This is a genomic window from Reticulibacter mediterranei (assembly GCF_016587455.1).
The window spans coordinates 3775930-3797039 of sequence record NZ_BNJK01000001.1 but is presented as its reverse complement, the minus strand read 5'-3'; the positions used below and the strand labels follow the sequence as shown (position 1 = coordinate 3797039).

Annotated in this window: 19 protein-coding genes and 1 pseudogene; 2 read left to right on the top strand and 18 right to left on the bottom strand. The window is 55.1% G+C overall.

Translation table 11 applies throughout. The annotated features are described in order from the left end of the window. Window positions 1–66 precede the first annotated feature (66 nt). The gene (locus tag K3T83_RS16335; RefSeq protein WP_220204026.1) at window positions 67–1278 is read left to right on the top strand and encodes a potassium/proton antiporter; all 1212 of its coding nucleotides are present in this window, start codon (window positions 67–69) and stop codon (window positions 1276–1278) included. 17 nt (window positions 1279–1295) lie between these two features. On the opposite strand, the gene K3T83_RS16330 is transcribed toward K3T83_RS16335, so the two are convergent. The 10 genes from K3T83_RS16330 to nuoI all read right to left on the bottom strand — a co-directional run bounded on the left by K3T83_RS16330 (window position 1296) and on the right by nuoI (window position 11495). After that, on the bottom strand, window positions 1296–1691 hold the full coding sequence (locus K3T83_RS16330) for an ACT domain-containing protein (RefSeq protein WP_220204025.1): 396 nt from the start codon (window positions 1689–1691) through the stop codon (window positions 1296–1298). 95 nt (window positions 1692–1786) lie between these two features. Then, on the bottom strand, window positions 1787–3235 hold the full coding sequence (locus tag K3T83_RS16325) for an MBL fold metallo-hydrolase (protein WP_220204024.1): 1449 nt from the start codon (window positions 3233–3235) through the stop codon (window positions 1787–1789). A gap of 152 nt (window positions 3236–3387) precedes the next feature. After that, a complete protein-coding gene (locus K3T83_RS16320; RefSeq protein ID WP_220204023.1) occupies window positions 3388–4269 on the bottom strand; it encodes an NAD(P)-dependent oxidoreductase in 882 nt (293 codons plus the stop codon). A gap of 74 nt (window positions 4270–4343) precedes the next feature. Next, complete coding sequence (locus K3T83_RS16315; protein ID WP_220204022.1) at window positions 4344–4547, bottom strand: hypothetical protein; 204 nt, start codon at window positions 4545–4547, stop codon at window positions 4344–4346. Between the two features lie 108 nt (window positions 4548–4655). Beyond that, window positions 4656–6302, bottom strand: coding sequence for an NADH-quinone oxidoreductase subunit N (locus K3T83_RS16310; protein ID WP_220204021.1), 1647 nt, complete (start codon window positions 6300–6302; stop codon window positions 4656–4658). Between the two features lie 51 nt (window positions 6303–6353). After that, window positions 6354–7922, bottom strand: a complete 1569-nt coding sequence (locus tag K3T83_RS16305) for a complex I subunit 4 family protein (RefSeq protein WP_220204020.1) — start codon at window positions 7920–7922, stop codon at window positions 6354–6356. Between the two features lie 6 nt (window positions 7923–7928). Beyond that, window positions 7929–9923: an NADH-quinone oxidoreductase subunit L gene (gene nuoL / locus K3T83_RS16300; RefSeq protein ID WP_220204019.1), complete on the bottom strand. Its 1995-nt coding sequence runs from the start codon at window positions 9921–9923 to the stop codon at window positions 7929–7931. 4 nt (window positions 9924–9927) lie between these two features. Next, window positions 9928–10248, bottom strand: coding sequence for an NADH-quinone oxidoreductase subunit NuoK (gene nuoK, locus K3T83_RS16295; RefSeq protein WP_220204018.1), 321 nt, complete (start codon window positions 10246–10248; stop codon window positions 9928–9930). Window positions 10249–10269: 21 nt separating this feature from the next. Continuing rightward, window positions 10270–10791, bottom strand: coding sequence for an NADH-quinone oxidoreductase subunit J family protein (locus K3T83_RS16290; protein ID WP_220204017.1), 522 nt, complete (start codon window positions 10789–10791; stop codon window positions 10270–10272). A gap of 89 nt (window positions 10792–10880) precedes the next feature. Then, the gene (gene nuoI, locus K3T83_RS16285) at window positions 10881–11495 is read right to left on the bottom strand and encodes an NADH-quinone oxidoreductase subunit NuoI (RefSeq protein ID WP_220204016.1); all 615 of its coding nucleotides are present in this window, start codon (window positions 11493–11495) and stop codon (window positions 10881–10883) included. Between the two features lie 164 nt (window positions 11496–11659). Between nuoI and K3T83_RS16280 the strand changes: the two genes are divergently transcribed. Then, window positions 11660–11833, top strand: coding sequence for a hypothetical protein (locus K3T83_RS16280; RefSeq protein WP_220204015.1), 174 nt, complete (start codon window positions 11660–11662; stop codon window positions 11831–11833). 109 nt (window positions 11834–11942) lie between these two features. Here K3T83_RS16280 and nuoH read toward each other — a convergent pair whose 3' ends face one another. From nuoH to K3T83_RS16240, 8 genes and pseudogenes are all read right to left on the bottom strand, one after another. Beyond that, window positions 11943–13187: an NADH-quinone oxidoreductase subunit NuoH gene (nuoH, locus tag K3T83_RS16275; RefSeq protein WP_220204014.1), complete on the bottom strand. Its 1245-nt coding sequence runs from the start codon at window positions 13185–13187 to the stop codon at window positions 11943–11945. Further along, on the bottom strand, window positions 13180–15357 hold the full coding sequence (gene nuoG / locus K3T83_RS16270; protein WP_220204013.1) for an NADH-quinone oxidoreductase subunit NuoG: 2178 nt from the start codon (window positions 15355–15357) through the stop codon (window positions 13180–13182). The genes nuoH and nuoG overlap by 8 nt, the downstream gene beginning before the upstream one ends. A 61-nt stretch (window positions 15358–15418) precedes the next feature. After that, on the bottom strand, window positions 15419–16717 hold the full coding sequence (gene nuoF / locus K3T83_RS16265) for an NADH-quinone oxidoreductase subunit NuoF (RefSeq protein WP_220204012.1): 1299 nt from the start codon (window positions 16715–16717) through the stop codon (window positions 15419–15421). Window positions 16718–16758: 41 nt separating this feature from the next. Continuing rightward, a complete protein-coding gene (gene nuoE / locus K3T83_RS16260; RefSeq protein ID WP_268963464.1) occupies window positions 16759–17259 on the bottom strand; it encodes an NADH-quinone oxidoreductase subunit NuoE in 501 nt (166 codons plus the stop codon). Between the two features lie 82 nt (window positions 17260–17341). Beyond that, a complete protein-coding gene (gene nuoD / locus K3T83_RS16255; protein ID WP_373324600.1) occupies window positions 17342–18502 on the bottom strand; it encodes an NADH dehydrogenase (quinone) subunit D in 1161 nt (386 codons plus the stop codon). Between the two features lie 89 nt (window positions 18503–18591). Beyond that, window positions 18592–19233, bottom strand: a complete 642-nt coding sequence (locus K3T83_RS16250; protein ID WP_220204010.1) for an NADH-quinone oxidoreductase subunit C — start codon at window positions 19231–19233, stop codon at window positions 18592–18594. A 490-nt stretch (window positions 19234–19723) separates the two neighbouring features. After that, a pseudogene (locus K3T83_RS16245) lies at window positions 19724–20179 on the bottom strand (NADH-quinone oxidoreductase subunit B); the annotation flags it as partial. Between the two features lie 71 nt (window positions 20180–20250). Then, complete coding sequence (locus tag K3T83_RS16240) at window positions 20251–20610, bottom strand: NADH-quinone oxidoreductase subunit A (RefSeq protein ID WP_220204008.1); 360 nt, start codon at window positions 20608–20610, stop codon at window positions 20251–20253. Window positions 20611–21110: the final 500 nt, after the last annotated feature.

Genomic DNA, 21110 nt, shown 5'->3' with positions numbered 1-21110 from the left:
ATAGTGAGGGAGATACTGGAGCGATAATAATACTCAAGGTACTAACGACTGAAGGAGGGCAACAACATGCATTTTGATGAATGGGTGTTTGTGACCTCTTTATTGTTGCTGCTGAGTATTCTAGCGTGGAAGATATCGAGCCGGTTAGGGATTCCAGGGTTACTGCTCTTTCTGGGAATCGGGATGCTGGCCGGTTCGGAGGGTCCGGGTAGGATCTATTTCGATAATGTTGAGATTGCGCAATCGGTGGGTGTGCTGGCTCTGGTCTTTATCCTATTTGCTGGTGGATTGCAGACGGAGTGGTCGGATATCCGCCCGGTCTTTGGTGCAGGGATTGCTCTCTCGACCATTGGAGTGCTTTTTACGGCCTTGATAGTAGAGGTCTTTGCTCTTTTGGTGTTGCATGCCTCGTTTTACGATGGATTGTTGCTGGGCACGATTATCTCTGCAACGGATGCCGCTGCCGTCTTTAGCGTCCTGGCAGCAAGAAATATTCAACTCAAAGGCAGTCTTTTGCCGTTGCTCGAACTCGAATCTGGCACAAACGATCCAACGGCTATCTTTCTCACTATCGGTTTGATTCACTTCATAACTAATCCCCACACGACGCTATGGGATGTGCTTGTGCTGTTTGTGCAACAGATGGGGATAGGCACCGTCATGGGGCTGCTGATCGCGCGTGTAGCTGGCTGGCTCCTCAATCGTATCGATCTTGATGTGGAAGGGCTGTATCGTGTCTTTACGATTGCGCTCGTGCTGTTGACCTTCGGCCTCACAGCTTTACTGGGTGGTAGCGGTTTTCTCGCCGTCTATCTGGTGGGATTGTTTCTGAGCAGCCACAGAGTGCAACGGGTGGATAGGCTATCGCACTTTCACGATAGCCTGGCCTGGTTGATGCAGATCGCGATGTTCTTGATCCTGGGCTTGCTGGTCTTCCCTTCGCATCTGCTGCCTGTGATGGGTGCTGGGCTAATGATTACGGCGGTTGTTGTTTTTCTCGCCCGTCCCGTGAGTGTGCTGCTCGCCCTGTCACCCGTGAAGATGTCTTTGCAAGAGAAGCTCTTCATCGGTTGGGTCGGGTTGCGAGGCGCGACGCCGATTGTGCTGGCGACCTTCCCGCTGCTAGCAAACGTGCCAAATGCCTATGACCTCTTCAATCTCGTCTTCTTTGTAGTCTTTATCTCTGTCCTGCTGCAAGGCTGGACTGCGCCATTTGTAGCAAAGTGGCTGGGTGTGACCGTCCCTGAACCTGCCCCCGAAACGAAGGCTGCCCCGTAGCTACCTCTTTTATAAATCTACGACGTTGTATGAACCGTATGGCCAGCTTCTCTCAAAGTCATTATTGCCAGTGACAGGTTACTCTCTTTGATCAGGACGTAATCTGTGTCATAGGTTGAGATGGCAAAGATGCCGATATTGGCCTGAGCGAGCGGAATTGTGACAGAATTAAGGATGCCCACCAGCGAGAAGGGGAAGGGACCGTGTAGCTTGAAGCCGCGCCAATCGCCATCGACCTTTACATTATCGGGTACAGCTTCCATAGAGCAGACGACCGAAAGCTCATCAGTTGTGCCTGTAATAGAGAAGAATGTGTCGGTTGATACCCACTGCGGCAAGGGCGTTCCAGGCTCAAAGCGGCAGATAGCCAGAGTTTCAGGCAAGAGGGAAAGGGTTAATGGAACAATGCTCATGGTCTTTTTCCTTTTCTACGTCGAGCGATTTATCGCGGGGGAAACTCGTTGTGCGGTTCCCCCGCGATAAATCGCTCGACTACGACTTGCCATTATTATGGATGGTGATTCATATGGTTCATGAGCGGAGCAGTTTTCCTTCTGGTATCACTGTCGGAAGAGGCGAAGGGGAAGCCGCTTTTAAGCCAGTCGCCCATGCCTCCACGCACCGCAACCGCAGAACGTCCGGTCGCTGCAACCATACTGGCGGCGATGCTGGCACGATAGCCAGTGTGACAGATCGTCATTATTGGCTGGTCCGTTGGCAATTCGTCCATGTGCAGCAGCAGTTCGGCAATATGAATATGGGTCGAACCTGGAATATGGCCCTGGCTCCACTCGTCGTCGCGGCGCACATCAAGCACCAGGAATGGCTCATTACGAAGCAGGCGCTTGTAGAGCGTCTCGATATCAATGGTATCGATCTCGCTGGTGGGCAACGCGGCAGCTTTCCACTGTGCGATGCCTCCGTCCAGATAGCCCTCGATCCGCTCATAGCCGATACGAACAAGCTGCACTACTGCCTCGTGTCGTCCCGCTTCATCTTCGATTAGCAGCATCAACGGTGTATTGAAGGGTAGTAACCAGCCAATATACGTGGCAAAGGAATCTCCTACCGCAAAATTGAGGGAACCCGGAATATTATCGTGGGCAAATGCCTCGCTTGAGCGGCCATCGATCAGATAGATGCCCTGGCGCATTCGCTCGTAGACTTCGTAGGGGCTTAGCGTAAGAGGCGTTGGAATGTCGCCCATAATACGTGGTCCCGCACGATTGATGGGAGCCATGTATTGATAATAGGATGGATAGGCGGTGTAGCCAGCAATCTGTTGCGCAATAAAATCGTCCTCGCTTTTGGCCCGCACAACAGGATTTTTCAAGCGCTCCTGACCGATGGTTGTGATACGAGCGGTGTTGTTATCGCTCTTTGAGAGGCAAAACGAGCCTGCTCCGTGTGTGGGATAGACAGTAACCTGTTCCGGCAACGTTGTAAGCAAGCGCTGTAATGACTGATATTGCTGACGTGTGAGCGTGATGATCTGCTCCTCGCCAAGTAGATCAGTGCGTCCGGCCCCGCCAACGAGCAGACTTCCACCGCTGAAGAGCGCTTCGGGTTGCTCAGCAGCCCGTGTAAAAAGCAAATAACTGGTATGCGCGGGAGTATGTCCGGGTGTTGCAATCGCTTGAAAAGTAAGTTCTCCAAGAGAGAATTGATCGCCTTCGCGGACAGGAGAGAATGGATAGTGCAGGAGATCGAGTCCACTGGCAACAATAGTCGCGCCCGTCCGTGCCGCCAGTTCGTGGGAACCGGTGATATAGTCGTTATGAATATGGGTTTCCAGGACATGCGTGATATGCACATCCGCACGATTGGCCGCTTGTAGATACACATCGACATCGCGACGTGGATCGACCACAGCCGCGCTCCCGCTCGCTTCGTCCGTTATCAAATAGGATTGGTGTCCCAAGCCTTCAACGACAAACTGTTCAATCTTCGCCATCATCGGTCCTTTCACCCGCCAGTGAGGATGCCTGAGAATCGCGGGATATTTCAGGGGGGAACAAAGGCCACATCGCCCTCTATGATTTGCGCTATAAAAGTTATTATAACGTAAATTATGTGATACTGGAAGCCCTGCTCGCTCCCCATAACCGTTTAGAGTCCAGCATCCTCAGAGACCAGGAGCGTAAAGGCAGGCCAGTCGGCTGTGCCTTTGCCCTTAGCGATACCACTCAGCAGTCGATCATGAACGAGGCTGGCAAAGGGCATAGGCATCTTCGCATCTTCGGCTGCATCAAGGACAAGGTTGAGATCTTTGAGTCCCAGGCGCATCTGGAAGCCGGGAGTAAAGCGCCTCTCAGCGATCATCTTGCCGTAATTTTGATAGATGGGACAGGAAAAAGAGGTCTGGCCAAACATGGACATCATGGAACAGCGATCAATGCCATTCTTTTCGGCCAGGGTGAGAGCTTCGGCCATCGCCTCCATTGCTGAGGCGATCATAAAATTGCCGCAGAGCTTCACGATATTGGCGTTGCCTGGATCTTCGCCAAAGTCATAGATACCCTGACCAATGGCCTGGAGCAAGGGTTGGGCGCGCTCTTTTGCGGCACCAGCACCGGACACGCAGATCCACAGCTTTTGCGCTTCGGCAGCTTCCGGGCGTCCGAAGACGGGAGCGGCGACATAACTGCAATCTTTTTCCGCGTGCAGATCGGCCAGATGGCGGGCCAGAGCGGGCGAGACGGTGCTCATCGAAATGTGAACGCCGCCCGGTCCTAGATGCTCCAGCAGGCCATCCGGTCCCAGCGTGACCTGTTCCAGCGCGGTGTCATCACTTACCATCGTCATGACGATACCGCCCGCTTCTGTCACTTCGGCGGGATGCAGTCCTTGCCGGACGCCATCGGCAACCAACGTCTCCGCTTTTCTGGGATCGCGATTATAGACATGCAGTTCGTAGCCAGCTTTGAGCAGGTTGCGTGCAATCGGGAACCCCATGCTCCCAAGCCCGATAAAACCGATGCGTTCGGTCATGATCTTTTTCCTTCCTTTATGATGGCTGTTAGCGAACGAAATGATAGAAGCTGCCAGTTTTCCTTATCAAGCAGCTATGCCCCCTGTAATCCAGCCTTATCAACCTTTGTACACCGTATCATTACAGCTTGCTGGCTTGCAAGCTCTTGCTTTATTGGTGCATCCACGAAATCTTCCGATGCCTGATCGTATATGGTAGGGGCGACGGCTTGTCCTCGCCCGGCTCCACAGGCGGGATCATGTCCACAAGGGCGAGGACAAGCCGTCGCCCCTACCATATACGATGACGTTCCCTCCACCCTGGATGCGCCATTTACAAAGAGAGAGCGGTTCACCGGTTTTCAACCCGCGAACCGCTCTCTCTTTATCCTTGTTTGTTGCTATGTTTATCGGAACATCATAGTCGCAGCCTGTTGCGCAAGAGTAACCAGCCAGAAGGGGAGGGCCGTACCCATTGCCAGCGTGCCCAACGCTGAGATGACGAGCGCGATGCCAGAAAACACAGCCAGCTTGCCAGCTTTATTTTCCGCAACGACCGCAGGCTCCTCAACGGGTTTCGCTACCTTCGTAGCTACTGGCCGCTCTGCAACAGCGGTGCCGCCGCGCGAACTGCTCCGCCTTGCGCTGCGTGCCGGTGTCGCGGGAACGGCATTGACGACCACCTCTGCCGCCGGTTCACGCTCCATAAACATTGTTGTGATCGTGCGCAGGTAGTAGTACATACCAAGAACGCTGGCAAGCACGCCGATGATCAGCAGCTCGATGTGTCCGCTGGTGGCAGCTGCGTAGAACAGGTAGTACTTCGCGGCAAATCCAGCCATCGGCGGGAACCCGGCCAACCCCAGCAGGAAGAAGGCCAGCAGACCAGCCAGGACAGGGCGACGGTACCACAGGCCGCGCAGACCCTCCGCATCGCTGCCGGAGTTGTCCAGCCTCTCCAATACAGAGATGACGCCAAAGGCTCCGGTGTTCAGGAAGGCATAGCACAGCAGGTAGAAGAGGATGGCAGAGGCACCAAGAGTCTGACCCACGATCACGCCGATCAGCAGGTAGCCGGCGTGCGCGATACTGGAATAGGCCAGCATGCGTTTCGCATTGCGCTGCACCAGCGCCATCAGGTTGCCCCCAACGATAGTCAGGACCGTAATCACCCAGATCACCGGTTGCCAGTCCAGATGGACCGGCCAGAGGACGAAGCCGAAGACGCGCACAAACGCGATCAGCGCTGCCGCCTTCGTGCCAACCGACATAAAGGCCGTGATAGGAGCCGGAGCGCCCTGATAGACATCGGGTGTCCACGCCTGGAACGGGATAGCTGAGACCTTGAAGGCCAGGCCAACCGCCATCAGTCCCATCGCGATGAGCAGTAGCGTCGGCGCATGCCCGTTGCTTTTCGCAATCGCCTGAGCAACGCCTGCGAACGAGGTGTGGCCGGTCGCGCCATAGGTTAGAGCAATACCATACAGCAAGAAGGCCGAAGCAAACGAGCTGAGCAGGAAGTATTTCATGCCCGACTCTTGCGACATCTTGCGTCGTCCGACAAAGCTACAGAGGATGTAGAGCGCCAGAGAAAGCATCTCAATCCCCAGAAAGACCATCATAAAGCTGGTGGATGCGGCCAGCAGCATCATGCCGGTTGTCGCCAGCAGCAGCAACGCATAATATTCGCCCTGATGAACCAGATCCAGGCGGCGCAGGTAGGCGGGCGAGAGCAGAATACCCAGGCCGCTGGCCGTCAGGATAATCAGATAGGCATAGAGCGAAGCCCCATCAGAGCCGATCATTTCGTTAAACGCTCTTTGCTGGTCGCCCAGAAAGAAGAGCGTAATCGTCGCAGCCAGGGAGCCGAGGACGCCGAGAAGTGCCAGGATCGGCAACACGGCGAAGTTCTGTGGGCCGCTATGTTTCGACCGCTCGCCCTCGTGAGGCAAGATCAGATCGACCAGCATGACGATGAGCGTCATACCCACCAGGACCAGCACTGGCGCGATTCTCCCCCAGTCATCGAGGGAAGTCATAAATGTATAAGTCATCGAAAATACCTCGTAGAGAGGGTATCTGCGCCGTGCAGATACCCCTACGGTTTATTTTACCAACACAGTGCCAAGTGTGTGTATCGTATCGATCACCGATTGGTGCAGCAAGAACGTCAATGGCGCTGGCTGCAAGCCAATGTAGAAGATCAACGCCAGTAATGGGAGAACAATCAGGAATTCGGACAGGCGTATATCGCCCAGGGTTCCCTTGCGCAACATCACACCAACCGTCCCGGTTCGCTGTTGTGGTCCCGTCATAATGCCCTGGAAGAAGCGGATCAGATACCACGCAGCCGGAACGACAACAATCGTGCCGAGCGTGCCATAGACCACGTTGCTCTGGAAAGCCCCGAGCAGCGACAGGAACTCGCCCGTGAAGCTGTTGAGACCGGGCAGGCCGAGCGATGAGAGCACCACAATAAACATCACGGTTGCCAGCACTGGAACCTTTACTGCCAATCCGCCAAAGTCGGACAGCTTGCGTGTGCCGGTCCGGGCTTCGAGGAAGCCAGCGATGAGGAAGAGTGCGCCGGTTGTGATACCGTGATTGACCATTTGCAGCACCGAACCCTCGACGCCCTGAGCATTGAAGGCCAGCATGCCCAGCATCACCACGCCGAGGTGACTGATACTGGAATACCCGAGCAAGCGCTTGATATCGGTCTGAACCAGCGCTTGCAGGGCGCAGTAGATGATGCCGATCACCGCCAGGATATTGAAGAGAGGCGCGAGGTTCTGAATGGCCTGCGGGAACAGCGGGATGCAGAGGCGCAGGAAGCCATACGCGCCGGTTTTGGACATCGCGCCTGCCAGCAGCGCCGTCACGGGAGCCGGAGCCTCGCTATAGGTGTCGGGCAGCCAGCTATGGAACGGGACGAAGGGAATTTTCACCACGAAGGCCGCCGCAAACGCCAGCAGCAGCCAGGTCTGCACATCGCCGCTCAGGTTCGCCTGACAGATACGCGCACCCGTTGTGGGATCGACGCGACCGTTGAGCAGGGTTGCCAGATCGAGCGTGTAGCTGCAATTGGCACCAGCGGCGACCTGATGGAAGTAGCCCAGCGCGATGATGCCGATCAGCATCAGGAAGCTACCAAGCGCCGTGTACAGCACGAACTTGAATACAGCGTAGATGCGGCGCTCACCACCCCAGCTTCCGACCAGGAAGTAGGCAGGGATCAGCATCACTTCCCAGAACACATAGAACAGGAAGAGATTGGTGGACATGAACACGCCTAGCATGCCGCTTTCAAAGAGCAGCATAAAGGCCATATAGCTCTTGACCTTCTGCTCAATGCGGAACGAGGCCGCCATACAGATCGTCGTTAGCAGGGCGGTCAGCGCCACGAGCAGCGAACTGATGCCGTCCACATCCAGGCTGTAGTTGATGCCAACGCTGGGAATCCAGGGAATGTTTTCTTGAAAAATCGATGTGCTCAACGCGCTGCCCGCTGTTTGCGAGAAGAGCAGCAGCAGGGCCAGGGCCAGGATCAGGTTGACCCCGGAGAACGCCAGCGCTACCCAGCGGATCAGGCTATGACGATCTCGCGGCAGGCAGAGCGTGACGATTCCTCCAACGATGGGGAGGAAGATAAGCACGGACAGTAGAATAGACATGAACCTCTACCCCCTCACCGCATAATACACGACGATCAAAACAACGCCGACCATAATTGCCAGCGCATAGTTGCGCATATAGCCCGTTTGCAGGCGGCGCAGACCAGAACTGCACGCACGCAGCACCAGGCCAATGCCCCGGCTGAGACCATCAAGCGTAAAGTTTTCCAGTCCGAAGGTCAGGCCGCGACCAAGCGCGAGGATCGGACGGATCAGCACCACATCCAGCGCCTCATCCACATAATACTTGTGGAAGACGAACTGATAGAGCGGGTTGCTGCTCTCTTTGTACTCGAAGCCCTTGCGATAGCGGCTCCATGCCAGAGCAAGGCCAACCAGCGCAGCCAGCACGCCCAGGCCAATCGAGATCCATTCAATTGTCGAGGGAATCTCGTGGGCAGGAACGTTATGGAAGATCGGATCAAGGAAGTTTGCCAGCGTCGTCAAGCCAGGAAGGTTGATCACGCCACCAACCACTGAAAGTATGCCCAGAATCACCAGCGGCACATACATCACGGCCGGAACTTCGTGAATATTGTAGTAGCGCACCGGGCCGGCATGTCCATGCCCATGTCCGGCGTCTTCTGCCTCTTCCTCATCCTGCTCATGCTCGGTGGCAGGAACGTGGACGCGTTCGCCACGATAGGTGCCAAAGAAGATGCCGAAGAAGAGACGGAACATATAGAACGCGGTGAGAACGGCGGTCAGCAGACCAACAGCCCAGAGCACCCAGGACCAGGGATCGCCGGAAGTGATCGCTGCATTGAGCGCGGAACCGAGAATTTCGTCTTTACTCCAGAAGCCCGCGAAGGGAGGGATGCCGCTGATTGCCAGCACCGCCGCCAGGAAGGTCCAGAACGTGATCGGCAAACGCTGTCGCAGGCCACCCATATTGCGCATATCTTGCTCGCCAGCCAGCGCGTGAATGATCGCGCCAGCGCCCAGGAAGAGCAGCGCTTTGAAGAAGGCATGCGTAACCAGATGGAAGATGCCGGAGGTGTAGTTATGAACGCCCTCGCCCATGAACATATAGCCAAGCTGACTGATCGTCGAATAGGCCAGCACGCGCTTGATATCAAGCTGGGTCAGAGCGATGATCGCGGCATAGAGAGCTGTGGCACCACCGATGCCAGCCACAACGTTGAGCGCGACGGGAGCATTCTCGAATAGTGGATTTGCGCGAGCAACCAGATAGACGCCAGCGGTAACCATCGTTGCGGCATGGATCAGGGCACTAACGGGTGTCGGGCCTTCCATCGCGTCCGGCAACCACATATAGAGCGGCAACTGCGCGGATTTAGCGGCGCAGGCCACGAAAATCAGCAGCGCGATAGCGATAGCTGTTGCACTGCCCAACTGCACTTTGTTGATGCTGCCGAAGACATCATGATAGTTCAGCGAGCCATAGTTGATGAACAGCAAGAAGATCGCCAGCATCAGGCCGAAGTCGCCGATGATATTGATCACAAACGCTTTTCGTGCAGCCGCGACGGGAGCGCGGCGCTGATACCAGAACCCGATCAACAGGAACGAGGCCAGACCGACCAGACCCCAACCAACGAGCAGGAAGAGGAAATTGTCGGCTGTGACCAGCAGGACCATCGAGAAAATAAAGAAGTTCAGGTAGGCGAAGAAGCGCCAGAAACCAGGATCATCTTCCATATAGCCAGCGGAATAGATGTGGATCAGCAGGCCCACACCCGTTACCACCAGCAACATCGTTGCGGTTAGTGGATCGTAGAGCAGCCCAAAGTTCAGATGAAACGCTCCATTGCCGATCCCGGATGTGACCCATTCGTATACGGTCAGGTCGTTCGAGCGACCGGAGACGGGCGTGCTGATGATGCTGATGAAATTGAAGATGGCGACAAGAAAGGAGAGGCCGCACGCTCCCCAGGCCACCGTCAAAATCCCTGAGCGCCCCATCAGCCTGCCCAGTAGCCCCAATATGATGAAGCCGAGCAGAGGTGGCAGCAGCACCCATAAACTTAGATTAGCCATACATCTAGCCTCTCAGTATGTTCATGTCGTCAACATCGATATTGCGGCGCGTGCGGAAGATAGCGACGATAAGTGCCAGTCCAACCACCACCTCGGCAGCAGCCACCGTGAGGATAAGGAAAACAAACGTCTGTCCATCCGCTGAATTGAGAAACTTAGAAAAGGCCACAAACGATAGATTGACGGCGTTGAGCATCAACTCAATAGACATGAATATAATCAGTGGATTGCGCCGAATCAGCACTCCAACAGCGCCGATAGTAAACAGGATGGCGCTTAGCGTTAAATAGGCCCACGATGGAGCCAGATTTGCTATTGGCGTCATAAAACAAAACCCTCCAACAACTCAGGCCCTTCTCCCAAAGACAAGCGCCCCCAGGATGGCGATAACGATCAATAAGCTAGTCACCTCGAAAGGGAACAGGAAGCCGTGGAAGAGCGCATTACCAAACGCCTGTACGTCGCCGATCTTCGCCACCTGCTGTGCCAGCCCACCAGCACCCGTTACCGGTTGCGCCAGCGATTGGCCGGAGAAGATCAGGAAGCTCAGAGCGCCGGCCAGGATCAAGCCCAGCGCGATGCCAACGGCCTTCTGCCAGGGGATACGATCATTGCCCTCTACCGTCGTGTCGGGGGCCAGCATCGTCACTACAAAGAGGAAAAGCACCATAATTGCGCCCGCGTAGATTAAGATCTGCACCACTGCGATAAACATGGCGTTGAGTTGCAGATAGAATAGCGCCAGAAATAGCAAGGTCAGAATCAGGCTCAGGGCGCTATGCACGGCGTTCTTAAAGGAGATAACCCCTATGGCAGAAGCAATGCTGGCAACTGCCAGCACGATAAATGATATCTGCTCAAATGTCATAGCAAAATCCTCCGGGCGAGGATCAAGACAAATCCATCGTTCTCACGTACAATCAATGATTGCGGCGAGATGTCAGGAATCCGCGCCCTTTATAATGTTCTGCGATCCTCGTCCTGCTCCTCATTCTCTATCAGTACAGAGCGCTGCGTCTCCATTGTGCCGAGACCAACGGCGGCAGCACTGGCCTGTGAGCCGTCGAAGATGCCACTGTTTGTCGGTACTGGCTGCTCAGCCTCAGTGGGTGCGGGATCGGCCCAGACTTCGGCGGAACCGCGCGTGGCCTGTCCTTTGGGTTCGAGCAACTGCTCTTTGTGGTAGACCATGTTTTCGGGATAGAAGGAAGCAAGCTTATAGTCATTCTCCAACGTGATAGCGCCCGTTGGACATGCTGCCTGGCAGTAGCCGCAGAAGATACAGCGCAACATGTTGACATCGAAGACCTTCGCATAGCGCTCGCCGGGCGAGACGCGATTCTCGTCGGTGTTCTCGTCGGCCTCAATGTAGATGGCATCAGCCGGACAAGCACCCGCGCAGAGGTAGCAGCCTACGCAGCGCTCCAGTTCGTTATCGTAGCGATGCAGCACGTGACGGCCTCGGAAGCGAGCCGGTAGCTCACGCTCCTCCTCCGGGTAAGAGATGGTGGTAGGCTTCCGCCCAATATTTTTGAGAGTGGTAGCCAGACCTTTGAGTATATCTAAAGACATGTAAGTGAACTCCTTAGCTGTATAAGACCTGTTCTCGGACTATATAGCGAATCAAATCCTCTCCAGTTATTCCTCCCTGTAGATCAACCTCGTTTGCATTTTTGTACGGACCTGATATTAGCGTTGTATGGAATGTTCCACCACCCGTAGCGACAAGGGGAGGGGTGGCTGGGGATGCGGGGGCCTTGCGCTTGTCGCGCTTTCCTACCCCGGAACTCCACGATCCTTGTTATGTGGCAACCCGCGACAAGCGCAAGGCCCCCGCATCCCCAGCCACCCCTTGTCGCTACGTGGAGTTCCCACTGCCCCTCTATGACCCGACGATTATTCCTCTTTAATATGCCAGGCGTAGGTGGACATACACTTTCTCCTGGTTTTGCATGACTTACAATTCTATTGAATATGAACTACTCACCATCTTACCAGAGTCACCTACGCCTGTCACTGCTACACCTGTACCGCTTTCTGTTCTGGTGCAGCTTCCTCTGTCGCGACCTCTTCAGAGGCGGGCGCAACCGGCTCAAACTTGACCAGTTTCACCGTCGCAGGCATCACATCAATGCCCTTACCGCCCTTCTCCTCGAAGCGTGTGCCTTCGACGAAGCTCTGACGGCGGATGAGGATGAGCGCGATAATGATAACAGCCAGTCCAGCCACGCTGCTCACATACCAGGGCCAGTTAAACGCCACCACAACGCCAGTGAGCACCGCGTTGAGGGCTGCGAGCGGCAGCAAGATCTGCCAGCCCAGGCGCATCAAGCGGTCGTAGCGAATACGTGGCAGCGTAGCACGTAGCCACATGAAGAAGAACAGGAAAATTGCAACTTTGACCACATAGATGATGATCGAGAAGCCAGGGAACAGGTTTTCCAGACCAAACAGGCTCCAGCCGCCAAAGAACAGCGTAGTGGCGACCGAACTCACTGTAATCATGTTGATGTATTCGGACATCTGATAGAGGCTCCAGCGCAGACCGCTGAATTCGGTCAGATATCCAGCCGTCAACTCCTGCTCGGCTTCTGGCAGATCGAATGGGGCGCGGTTCGTTTCGGCGATGCCGGCGATGATGTAGATCACGAAGCCGAGCGGTTGCGCGAACAAAAACCAGATGCCCATGTTAAGCTGCTGATGGATAATATCGACCATGCTCAACGAACTGGTGAACATCAACACGCCACCGAGCGCGAGGCCCAGGCTGGTTTCATATGACACCATCTGAGCGGCGCTGCGCAACGCACCCAACAGAGAATAGCGGTTGCCGGAAGACCAGCCGCCCAGCACGATTCCGTAGACTGCCAGCGAGGAGATAGCAAGAATCCAGAGCAGGCCAACGTTGATATCGCCAATCACGGGGTCCCAGATGCCCGGCTTGCTGCCCCAACCGCTACCAATCGGGATCACGGCAAATGCGGAGAGCGCCACAATGACTGAGATGATCGGCGAGATCAGGTAAATGAGCTTGTGCGCCTGCGATGGCACGATTTGCTCTTTAAAGGCCATCTTCAAACCATCGGCGACCGGCTGGAAGATACCAAATGGACCGGCGCGATTGGGACCGAGGCGGCCCTGTATCCTTGCCAGCACGACGCGCTCGATCAGCGTCAGATAGGCAAAGACGGTCAGCAGAATGAAAATGACAATCGCACTTTTAATAATATAGGCGACGATAGGTATATTGAGAAACTCAAGCACGAGCCACCTCCTGCTCTTGCGTGCGCGCTCCCTGCAAGCCAAGATCCTCATAGGTGAGACCAGCGTAGAAAGGATTGTTGGCGGCGATCTCAGCGAAGATATCGCGTGGGCTGGCGTAAGTCCAGTTCTGGCCTAAGCGATTGGCGAGGGCGATCAAGATCTCCCAGTCGGCCTTCGCACCGGGCAACGGACGCAGCGCACGACGAACGATCTGGACGTGGTGGTCAACGTTGGTCATGGTGCCATCTTTTTCCGCGAAAGTCACGGCAGGCAGCACAACGTCGGCCTGTTGCGCCGTCTCGGTCAGAGCAATATCCTGCACCACCAGGAACTCCAACGTTTTCGGCAATTCTCCGCTTGCCCGATGACGTGCGGGATTGGCACCCATCACAAACAGCGCCTTCACCTGGGGATTGCTCAGGATCTCGTCATAAGCCAGCCCCTTCTCAGAGGTCGCCACATAGCCGGGCAGCGTATCGGGCAGCAGACCCATATCGCGAGCACCAAGCGAATTGGCATCTCCGAAGAGTGGCCCAACACCCGCACCGACGCGATCAATGTTGTTGGTCACGACCGCCAATGCCTGCAAATCTGTCGCCAGCTTCTCAGCACCAGAATCAAGGGTTGCCAGTTCGTCGTACAGAATAACCGCGCCTTTTGCTGCGCTGCCTGCGCTGACCAGTTCGGCGGCTACCTGCTGCAACTGCTCTGTGACCTCGCTGCCGAAGGACTGTTCGGCGGTCTCGATCTCTTTCGCTGCTGGCACCTCGACCTTCGAGCCTGCTCCTACGCCATCGTGATTCAATGCGTAGCGGAGCAACAGCTTTGCAGCCGCACCAGCGCCGTTCTCAGGAATGTTGATCTTGCGGACAGAATAAACATCGCTGGCCTCGAAGCGGTCCATCTCGGTTGTCGCCGAGTTGATGATGGTGATCTTCGTGCCGCCACGCATGGCTTTTTTGAGACGCAGGTTCAGAACCGGCTGGCGCTTGTAGGGATCGGAGGCCACCAGCACGATATGGCTCGCTTTCTCCAGTTCCGCGATGCTGCTGGTCATCATCCAGGCTTTCCCGGTCAGCGAATCGCGGGGACCATTGAAGCGGCCATGATGGTGATCAATGTTGTTGGTTTTGAGCGCCTGACGCAGCAGCTTCTGGAAGAGATAGGTCTCTTCGTTGGTGGTACGGGTTGAGCCGATACCTGCCACCGCCTGAGCGCCATGCGTGCCTGCGATATCTTTGAGCTTCGTTGCCACATATGACAGCGCCTCGTCCCAGGTTGCGGGAGCCAGGGTGCCATTGCGACGGATCAGGGGTGTGCGCAAGCGGTTGGGATTGTTGACGAAGCCGAAGTCCCAGCGGCCACGATTACACAGCCAGCCATCATCGACCTCATCGTTGTTGCGCGACATCAGACGCGTAACTCGGTCAACGCGCACATCGACGCGGGCATTACAGCCAACGCTACAGTTGTTGCACACGCTGGGAACGCGTTTCAACTCCCAGGGACGCGCCTTGAAGCGATAGCTGCTGGCGGTCAATGCACCAACCGGGCAGATCTCGGTAGTGTTGCCGGAGAAGACGGAATCGAAGGCGTGATCGGGAGCCGTGCCAACCTCCATGCGGAAGCCGCGCTGGATCATCACCAGGCCGTTGTCCATCGAAATCTCAGAGCTGAAGCGCGTGCAGCGCTGACAGAGAATGCAGCGCTCGCGGTCAAGCATCACATCCTGGCTAACCGGAATGGGCTTGCGATAGTGGCGCTTGGACTGGTCGAAGCGGGTGCCGCCGGGACCGTGACGCAGCGTGAAGTCTTGCAGGTCGCACTCTCCAGCTTTATCGCAGATCGGGCAATCCAGCGGGTGGTTGATCAGCAGGAACTCCAGGGTGCCGCGCCGGGCCTTGAGCACTTTCTCCGATTTAGTACTCACAACCATGCCCTCGCTAACCGGCGTGGTGCAGGCGGTCTGGGGCGGCTTGGGCATCTTCTCGATCTCGACAAAGCACATGCGGCACGCGCCCAGTGGCGGCATCTTGGGATGATAACAATAAATAGGGATCTCTATCCCGGCCTCTTGCGCCGCCTTCCACACCAGCGTTCCAGGTGGGACCGCGACGGGTACGCCATCAATGGTGAGATGTACTAGTTCGTCTTTTTTCTCTTCTGGCATTTTATTTCTACCTGCTAGACGATCTTACATCGCCTTTACAAAGGGAATCGGTTCACGATGATTAATGTGCCCCTGCATGGACTTTTGCGCCTGGACCAACCTGGCAGTGTCCATGTGTGACGTGATATTCGTACTCGTCGCGGAAGAGTCGAATGCTGCTCTTAATCAGGCTGGTGGCGGCATCACCCAATGGGCAGAACGATTTGCCGCTGATATTATCGCAGACATCCAGCAGCAGGTCGATATCTTTCTGTTTGCCGTGACCATGCTCCAGACGCTCCAGAATCTCGACCAGCCAGTAGGTTCCTTCGCGGCAGGGTGTACACTTCCCGCAGGATTCGTCGCGGTAGAACTCATTGGCGCGCAACACGGCTCCGACAATACAGGTATCATCGTGCATTACGATCACGCCACCGGAGCCAAGCATCGAACCAGCTGCCGCCACAGACTCATAATCCATCGGTGTGTCAAGCTGATCGGCGCTGAGCAAGAACGTGGAAGATCCGCCCGGAATGACCGCTTTGACCTGCCTGTCGCCTAGCACGCCGCCGCCATACTTTTCGTCATAGATCAGTTCCCGCAGAGGGATGCCCAGCGGCAGTTCGTAGTTGCCGGGCTTCTTAACGTGGCCGCTCAGGCCATAGATGCGGGTGCCTTTACTCTTCTCGGTTCCATATGATGCATACCACTCGCCACCGTTGAGGACGATGGCGGGAACCGTGACCAGTGTCTCGCAGTTGTTAATGACGGTCGGGCCACCGTACAGACCGATCACAGCAGGGAACGGTGGTTTGAGGCGTGGATAGCCCCGGCGCCCCTCCAGCGACTCCATCAGCGCGCTCTCTTCGCCGCAGATGTACGCGCCCGCTCCTCGATGCACGATCACGTCGCAGCTAAAATCGCTACCCAGGATGTTCTGCCCGATCAGTCCGGCGTCATACGCTTCTTTGACCGCCTTCTCGACCTGTTGGGCCGCCAGCGCCAGTTCACCGCGAATATAGATAAATGCGGTCTTCACGCGGCAGGCGTAGCTGGTGATCAGCACTCCCTCAACCAGACGGTGGGGGATCTTCTCCATCAGCATGCGATCTTTAAAGGTGCCTGGCTCGCTCTCGTCGCTATTGCAGCAGAGGTAGCGAGGTTTATCGTTCTTCGCCAGGAAGCTCCACTTCATGCCAGCGGGGAAACCGGCTCCTCCGCGACCGCGCAGGCCCGATTGTTTGACGATCTCCACGATGTCGTCGGGCTGATGCTCGCGCAGAGCCTTTGCCAGCGCCTCATAGCCGCCGTGTTGACGATAGACATCCAGCGAGTCTATCCCTGGCACATTGATATCTTTTGTGACAACTAATTCCGGCATATGTCTTTATTCCTTATACCAGGCAAAGACCGGTTGGCATGTTATAACCGGGCCTCGCTCTTCTTCGCCTTCAGTTCTGCATCCAGTTGATCTACTAACGCGTCGGTTGACTCTATCGTGAGGTTCTCGACGAATTCACCATTCACCTGCAACACCGGTGCGGTTCCACAGGAGGCGAGACACTCGACGGCCTGCAAGGTATAGTTGCCATCGGGTGTGGTCTCACCGCGCTTAATGCCGAGCCGCTGCTCAAGATGTTCGAGTACGGCATCGCAGTTGCGCAGGTAGCAGGAGATGCTGTTGCAGACCTTGATCACCTTTTTGCCCGGCGGCTGGTGAAAATACATCGTATAGAAGGTTGCGACGCTCTCCACATCATCCACCGTGATGCCGATAGCCTCAGAGACCGCCTGTAAGCCCTCCGACGTGATATATCCCTCTTCCTCTTGCGCGATGTAAAGCGCGGGTAGTACCGCTGAACGCGCAGCCGGGTAGCGCTGTGTTAATTCACGCATACGCTGCTTTGCATGTTCTGAAATCATTGAATCTATCAACCTCTTGTCACAGGCGGGTCTCTCAACCGCGCCTCTACAAATTTTATTGGATTTATACAAATGCAAACAACTAGCGGTCTACCTCGCCCAGCACAATATCAATGCTGCCAATTGCTGCGATCACATCGGAGAGGAAGCTGCCCTCAACCATCTTAGGAAGCGCCTGCAAGTTTGCGAACGACGCGCCGCGCACATGCATACGATATGGTTTCGCGGAACCATCGCTGACCAGATAGAAGCCCAGTTCTCCCTTCGGTGACTCCGTACGCACGAACACGTCGCCTCTGGGTGGACGGTATCCCTCGGTGAACAGTTTGAAGTGGTGGATAAGCGCCTCCATACTGCCGGTGATCTGCCACTTGGGAGGCGGTGCCACTTTCTTGTTCTCCACGCGATAGGGACCAGTGGGTAGTCCTTCGAGCGCCTGATTGACGATTCTCAAGCTCTGTTCCATCTCAAGCATGCGTACCATGTAGCGATCATAGACATCGCCCACGCTGCCAACGGGAATATCGAAATCAAACTTTTCGTAGCCGGAGTAGGGGAAGACCTTGCGAATATCCCAGGCCACGCCACTGCCGCGCAACACGGCTCCCGTCGTACCATAGGCCAGCGCATCCTCTTTACTCAGCAGACAGACGTTGCGAGTGCGTTCGAGGAACAACTGGTTATTGGTGAGCAGGTCGTGATACTCGCGCAGGCGTGAGGGGAAGATGCTGGTGAACTCGCGGATCTTCTTCTCGAAGCCTGCTGGTAGTTCGGCCTGGAGACCGCCGGGACAGATGTAGCTGGTCATCATGCGCACGCCGGAGCATAGCTCGAAGATGTCGAGGATCATCTCGCGCTCTCGGAAGCAGTACAGGAACATACTTTGTGCGCCCAGGTCCAGCGCCGACGTTCCCAACCAGACAAGGTGGCTGGCAATGCGTTGTAGCTCGGCCAGGATGACACGCGCGAACTTGATCTTGTCGTTAATTTCGTCCTCGATGCCCAGCAACTTCTCGACGGCCAGCGAATAGCCCAGATTGTTGTTGAGGGGAGCGAGATAATCCATGCGGTCGGTTAGCACCAACGCCTGGTGGTACGACTTGGCCTCGGCGGTCTTCTCGATGCCGGTATGCAGGAAGCCGATATCCGGTATCGCTTTGACAACCGTTTCGCCCTCGATGGTCAGGATCAGGCGCAGGACACCGTGCGTGCTGGGGTGCTGTGGCCCCATGTTGATAGTCATCGTATCATCGCGGTGTCCATCGTCGAGCAGTTGGCCCTCTTCGATATCATAGGTGCGCCCCTGTGGGGCTTGCATAATCTCTGGTTGCTTCATTCTGATTCCTCGCTCGTCTTAGGCGTACCTGGCTCCTGATTGGGATTGACCAGACGACGGCTCTCGTTGAGTTCGCGTCCTTCAGGTGAGCGCAGGCTTTGTTGGTAGAGCTTACCCACACCGGGATCAACATCATAGGGAACCTGACCACCCCAATGCGGTTCGGGCAATTCAAAGCCGGAGATGGGATAGTCTTTGCGCAAGGGGTGCGTTGTCCAATCGGCAGGCATCAGGATGCGTTCCAGGTTTGGATGGTTCGTAAAGACGATGCCGAAGAGATCGTAGACCTCGCGCTCATACCAGTTGGCCCCAGCCCAGACGCTTGTGACGCTGGGAACCTCTGGATGCTCTTCGCGGCGCTGACCTACACGAACTTTCAGACGCACATAACATTTATTTTCCAGGGACAATAGTTGATAGACGACATCATAGCGTGGGACTCGTTCAAGCCAGTCAACTGCCGTGATCGTCTCCAGCATCTCGTAGTGCAGTTGTTTTTTGAGATAATTGCACACTTCCACCAGTTGCTCAGGCTGGAGAACTATCGTTTGCTCGTCGCGATAATCGACCGTTTCAATGACAGCTTGCGAGAACTTCCCCCGCACCATATCCACTGTCGAAGCTGCTGTTATGACCATACAATCATTCCTACGGCGCGATTTCAGAGTGGCTATATTCTTCGTTGTAAACCGAACAAAAAATACATGTGTACGTTTTCTCTATATCGCGCGATTACATAATAAATTCAAGCTTAATAAGTTCAAGGGCCAACCCTTATGTGATGATCTATAAGGGTTTCAGGTTGCCCCTTTGTCTCTTATAGCAAGATGACCCGACGATCATGACACGCGCCATGTGACGGGCCTGTGTAGATATGCGCCTTTGCACTCTTTCTGTCTCAACAAAATGGGGCCCCTCAAAGGTTCCCCTGAATGGTCGAAGCTGGTTCCCGCAGGCACGCCTCGTCGCGCACCGTTGTATTGAATTTCTTGCAGATCGCCCGCTGATAAGGCGGCTGTCAATGCATGACAAGAGGCAGCCGGAATAGCAAGCGGTTTACAGTTCCTCGCCCACTGGACCCACCAGTTTGAGGCCACTGGCTTTGAGCGGATCGGGTGGATTGGGGATGCCTTCACGGATCTTGCGCTGAAGTTCGTTGAAGCCAAACAGCAACATATCAGGTGTGGGAGGGCAGCCGGGGATATAAACATCAACCGGGATAATCTTATCCACCCCTTGCACGATAGCATAGTTATTAAATACACCACCGCAGGAGGCACACGCTCCCATCGAAATGACCCACTTTGGTTCGGGCATCTGATCGTAAATCTGGCGCAGAACCGGGGCCATCTTCACCGAGCAGCGACCCGCGACTATCATCAAGTCTGCCTGGCGTGGCGAGGCGCGATACACCTCAGCACCAAAACGCGAAAGATCCCAGCGAGAGCCGCTGGTAGACATCATCTCGATGGCGCAGCAGGCCAGACCAAAGAGCGCGGGCCAGAGCGACGAACTGCGGCTCCAACCGAGGATCTTGTCAACCTGTGTGGTCAGGACGCCAAAGCCACCATCCTTCTGATGCATGGGAAGTTCTCCATGCTTCAGGCGTGGCGTCTGCGTGTTCGAGTACGTCTGCACTGGCTCCCAGGGGTTTTTTACTCCCATGAAAAAGCTCCCTTCCGCCAAACGTAAACATAACCCACCATCAATATCACCAGGAAGACCAGCAACTCGATCAGTCCGAACAGTTGGAGTTGGCGAAGCATGACGGCGAGAGGATAAAATGAAACAATTTCGATATCGAATGCGATAAACAGCATGCCAGTCAACAAATACTTAACCGGGAAGCGACGTTTCGGCGCTTCAATCTCTTGAATACCGCACTCGTAAGGGGCCAACTTCTCCGGCGACGGCTTTCTTGGGCCGAGAAATGCGGTAACAACCATTACCAGAATGCCGAAGAGAATAGCTAGCCCAACTAAAATAAAAATGGGGGATGTGTCCGTTGTACCCATGAATGGGAACCTTCATCTCTCTCTATGTGTGTATCTTCCATGTATGCGCGTAATGCACACACATGGCTAGTGTCAAAAGTACACTTCCTCATTTTCTATTGTAGTACAGCCGAGCCAATAGTGTCAAACTGTGGATATTTCGTACATCCCAATTTATCTCACCAACAGTTTTTTTTCCTTCCGAATCCTTTCATAACATATTATTATCACAGAAGCAAGCCTTTATTTGCCGCTGAAATGGAAGCAGCATTGTTCTGCTTTTATCGTTTCGCTAGGCCTTTTTTCCTCTCACTGGCGATCGAACGGCCGCCGTTCGTTTCTCCTTATAGATCGTATTTCGGCGCTAACCGAAAGAGAAATGTGTTGCTCGTTGATCGGGGGATAGAGTGAAAAGCAGGAATGGGATGGTCTTTGTGTCGTATGATAGATAATTATAACGTATTTCGTTCGTGAACGAAAATGCTGAGGTTGATAATCGTGTAGAGCAAGAAAATGTGCGA

What these genes read in the sequence shown, in the direction of transcription:
- nuoL (WP_220204019.1), bottom strand. Translation starts at nt 9,923, where the DNA reads ATGGCTAATCTAAGTTTATGGGTGCTGCTGCCACCTCTGCTCGGCTTC.
- nuoD (WP_373324600.1), bottom strand. Translation starts at nt 18,502, where the DNA reads ATGACTATCAACATGGGGCCACAGCACCCCAGCACGCACGGTGTCCTG.
- K3T83_RS16290 (WP_220204017.1), bottom strand. Translation starts at nt 10,791, where the DNA reads ATGACATTTGAGCAGATATCATTTATCGTGCTGGCAGTTGCCAGCATT.
- K3T83_RS16240 (WP_220204008.1), bottom strand. Translation starts at nt 20,610, where the DNA reads ATGGGTACAACGGACACATCCCCCATTTTTATTTTAGTTGGGCTAGCT.
- nuoE (WP_268963464.1), bottom strand. Translation starts at nt 17,259, where the DNA reads ATGATTTCAGAACATGCAAAGCAGCGTATGCGTGAATTAACACAGCGC.
- K3T83_RS16305 (WP_220204020.1), bottom strand. Translation starts at nt 7,922, where the DNA reads ATGTCTATTCTACTGTCCGTGCTTATCTTCCTCCCCATCGTTGGAGGA.
- K3T83_RS16320 (WP_220204023.1), bottom strand. Translation starts at nt 4,269, where the DNA reads ATGACCGAACGCATCGGTTTTATCGGGCTTGGGAGCATGGGGTTCCCG.
- K3T83_RS16315 (WP_220204022.1), bottom strand. Translation starts at nt 4,547, where the DNA reads ATGGTAGGGGCGACGGCTTGTCCTCGCCCTTGTGGACATGATCCCGCC.
- nuoK (WP_220204018.1), bottom strand. Translation starts at nt 10,248, where the DNA reads ATGACGCCAATAGCAAATCTGGCTCCATCGTGGGCCTATTTAACGCTA.
- K3T83_RS16330 (WP_220204025.1), bottom strand. Translation starts at nt 1,691, where the DNA reads ATGAGCATTGTTCCATTAACCCTTTCCCTCTTGCCTGAAACTCTGGCT.
- nuoG (WP_220204013.1), bottom strand. Translation starts at nt 15,357, where the DNA reads ATGCCAGAAGAGAAAAAAGACGAACTAGTACATCTCACCATTGATGGC.
- nuoI (WP_220204016.1), bottom strand. Translation starts at nt 11,495, where the DNA reads ATGTCTTTAGATATACTCAAAGGTCTGGCTACCACTCTCAAAAATATT.
- K3T83_RS16335 (WP_220204026.1), top strand. Translation starts at nt 67, where the DNA reads ATGCATTTTGATGAATGGGTGTTTGTGACCTCTTTATTGTTGCTGCTG.
- K3T83_RS16325 (WP_220204024.1), bottom strand. Translation starts at nt 3,235, where the DNA reads ATGATGGCGAAGATTGAACAGTTTGTCGTTGAAGGCTTGGGACACCAA.
- nuoF (WP_220204012.1), bottom strand. Translation starts at nt 16,717, where the DNA reads ATGCCGGAATTAGTTGTCACAAAAGATATCAATGTGCCAGGGATAGAC.
- K3T83_RS16250 (WP_220204010.1), bottom strand. Translation starts at nt 19,233, where the DNA reads ATGGTCATAACAGCAGCTTCGACAGTGGATATGGTGCGGGGGAAGTTC.
- K3T83_RS16310 (WP_220204021.1), bottom strand. Translation starts at nt 6,302, where the DNA reads ATGACTTATACATTTATGACTTCCCTCGATGACTGGGGGAGAATCGCG.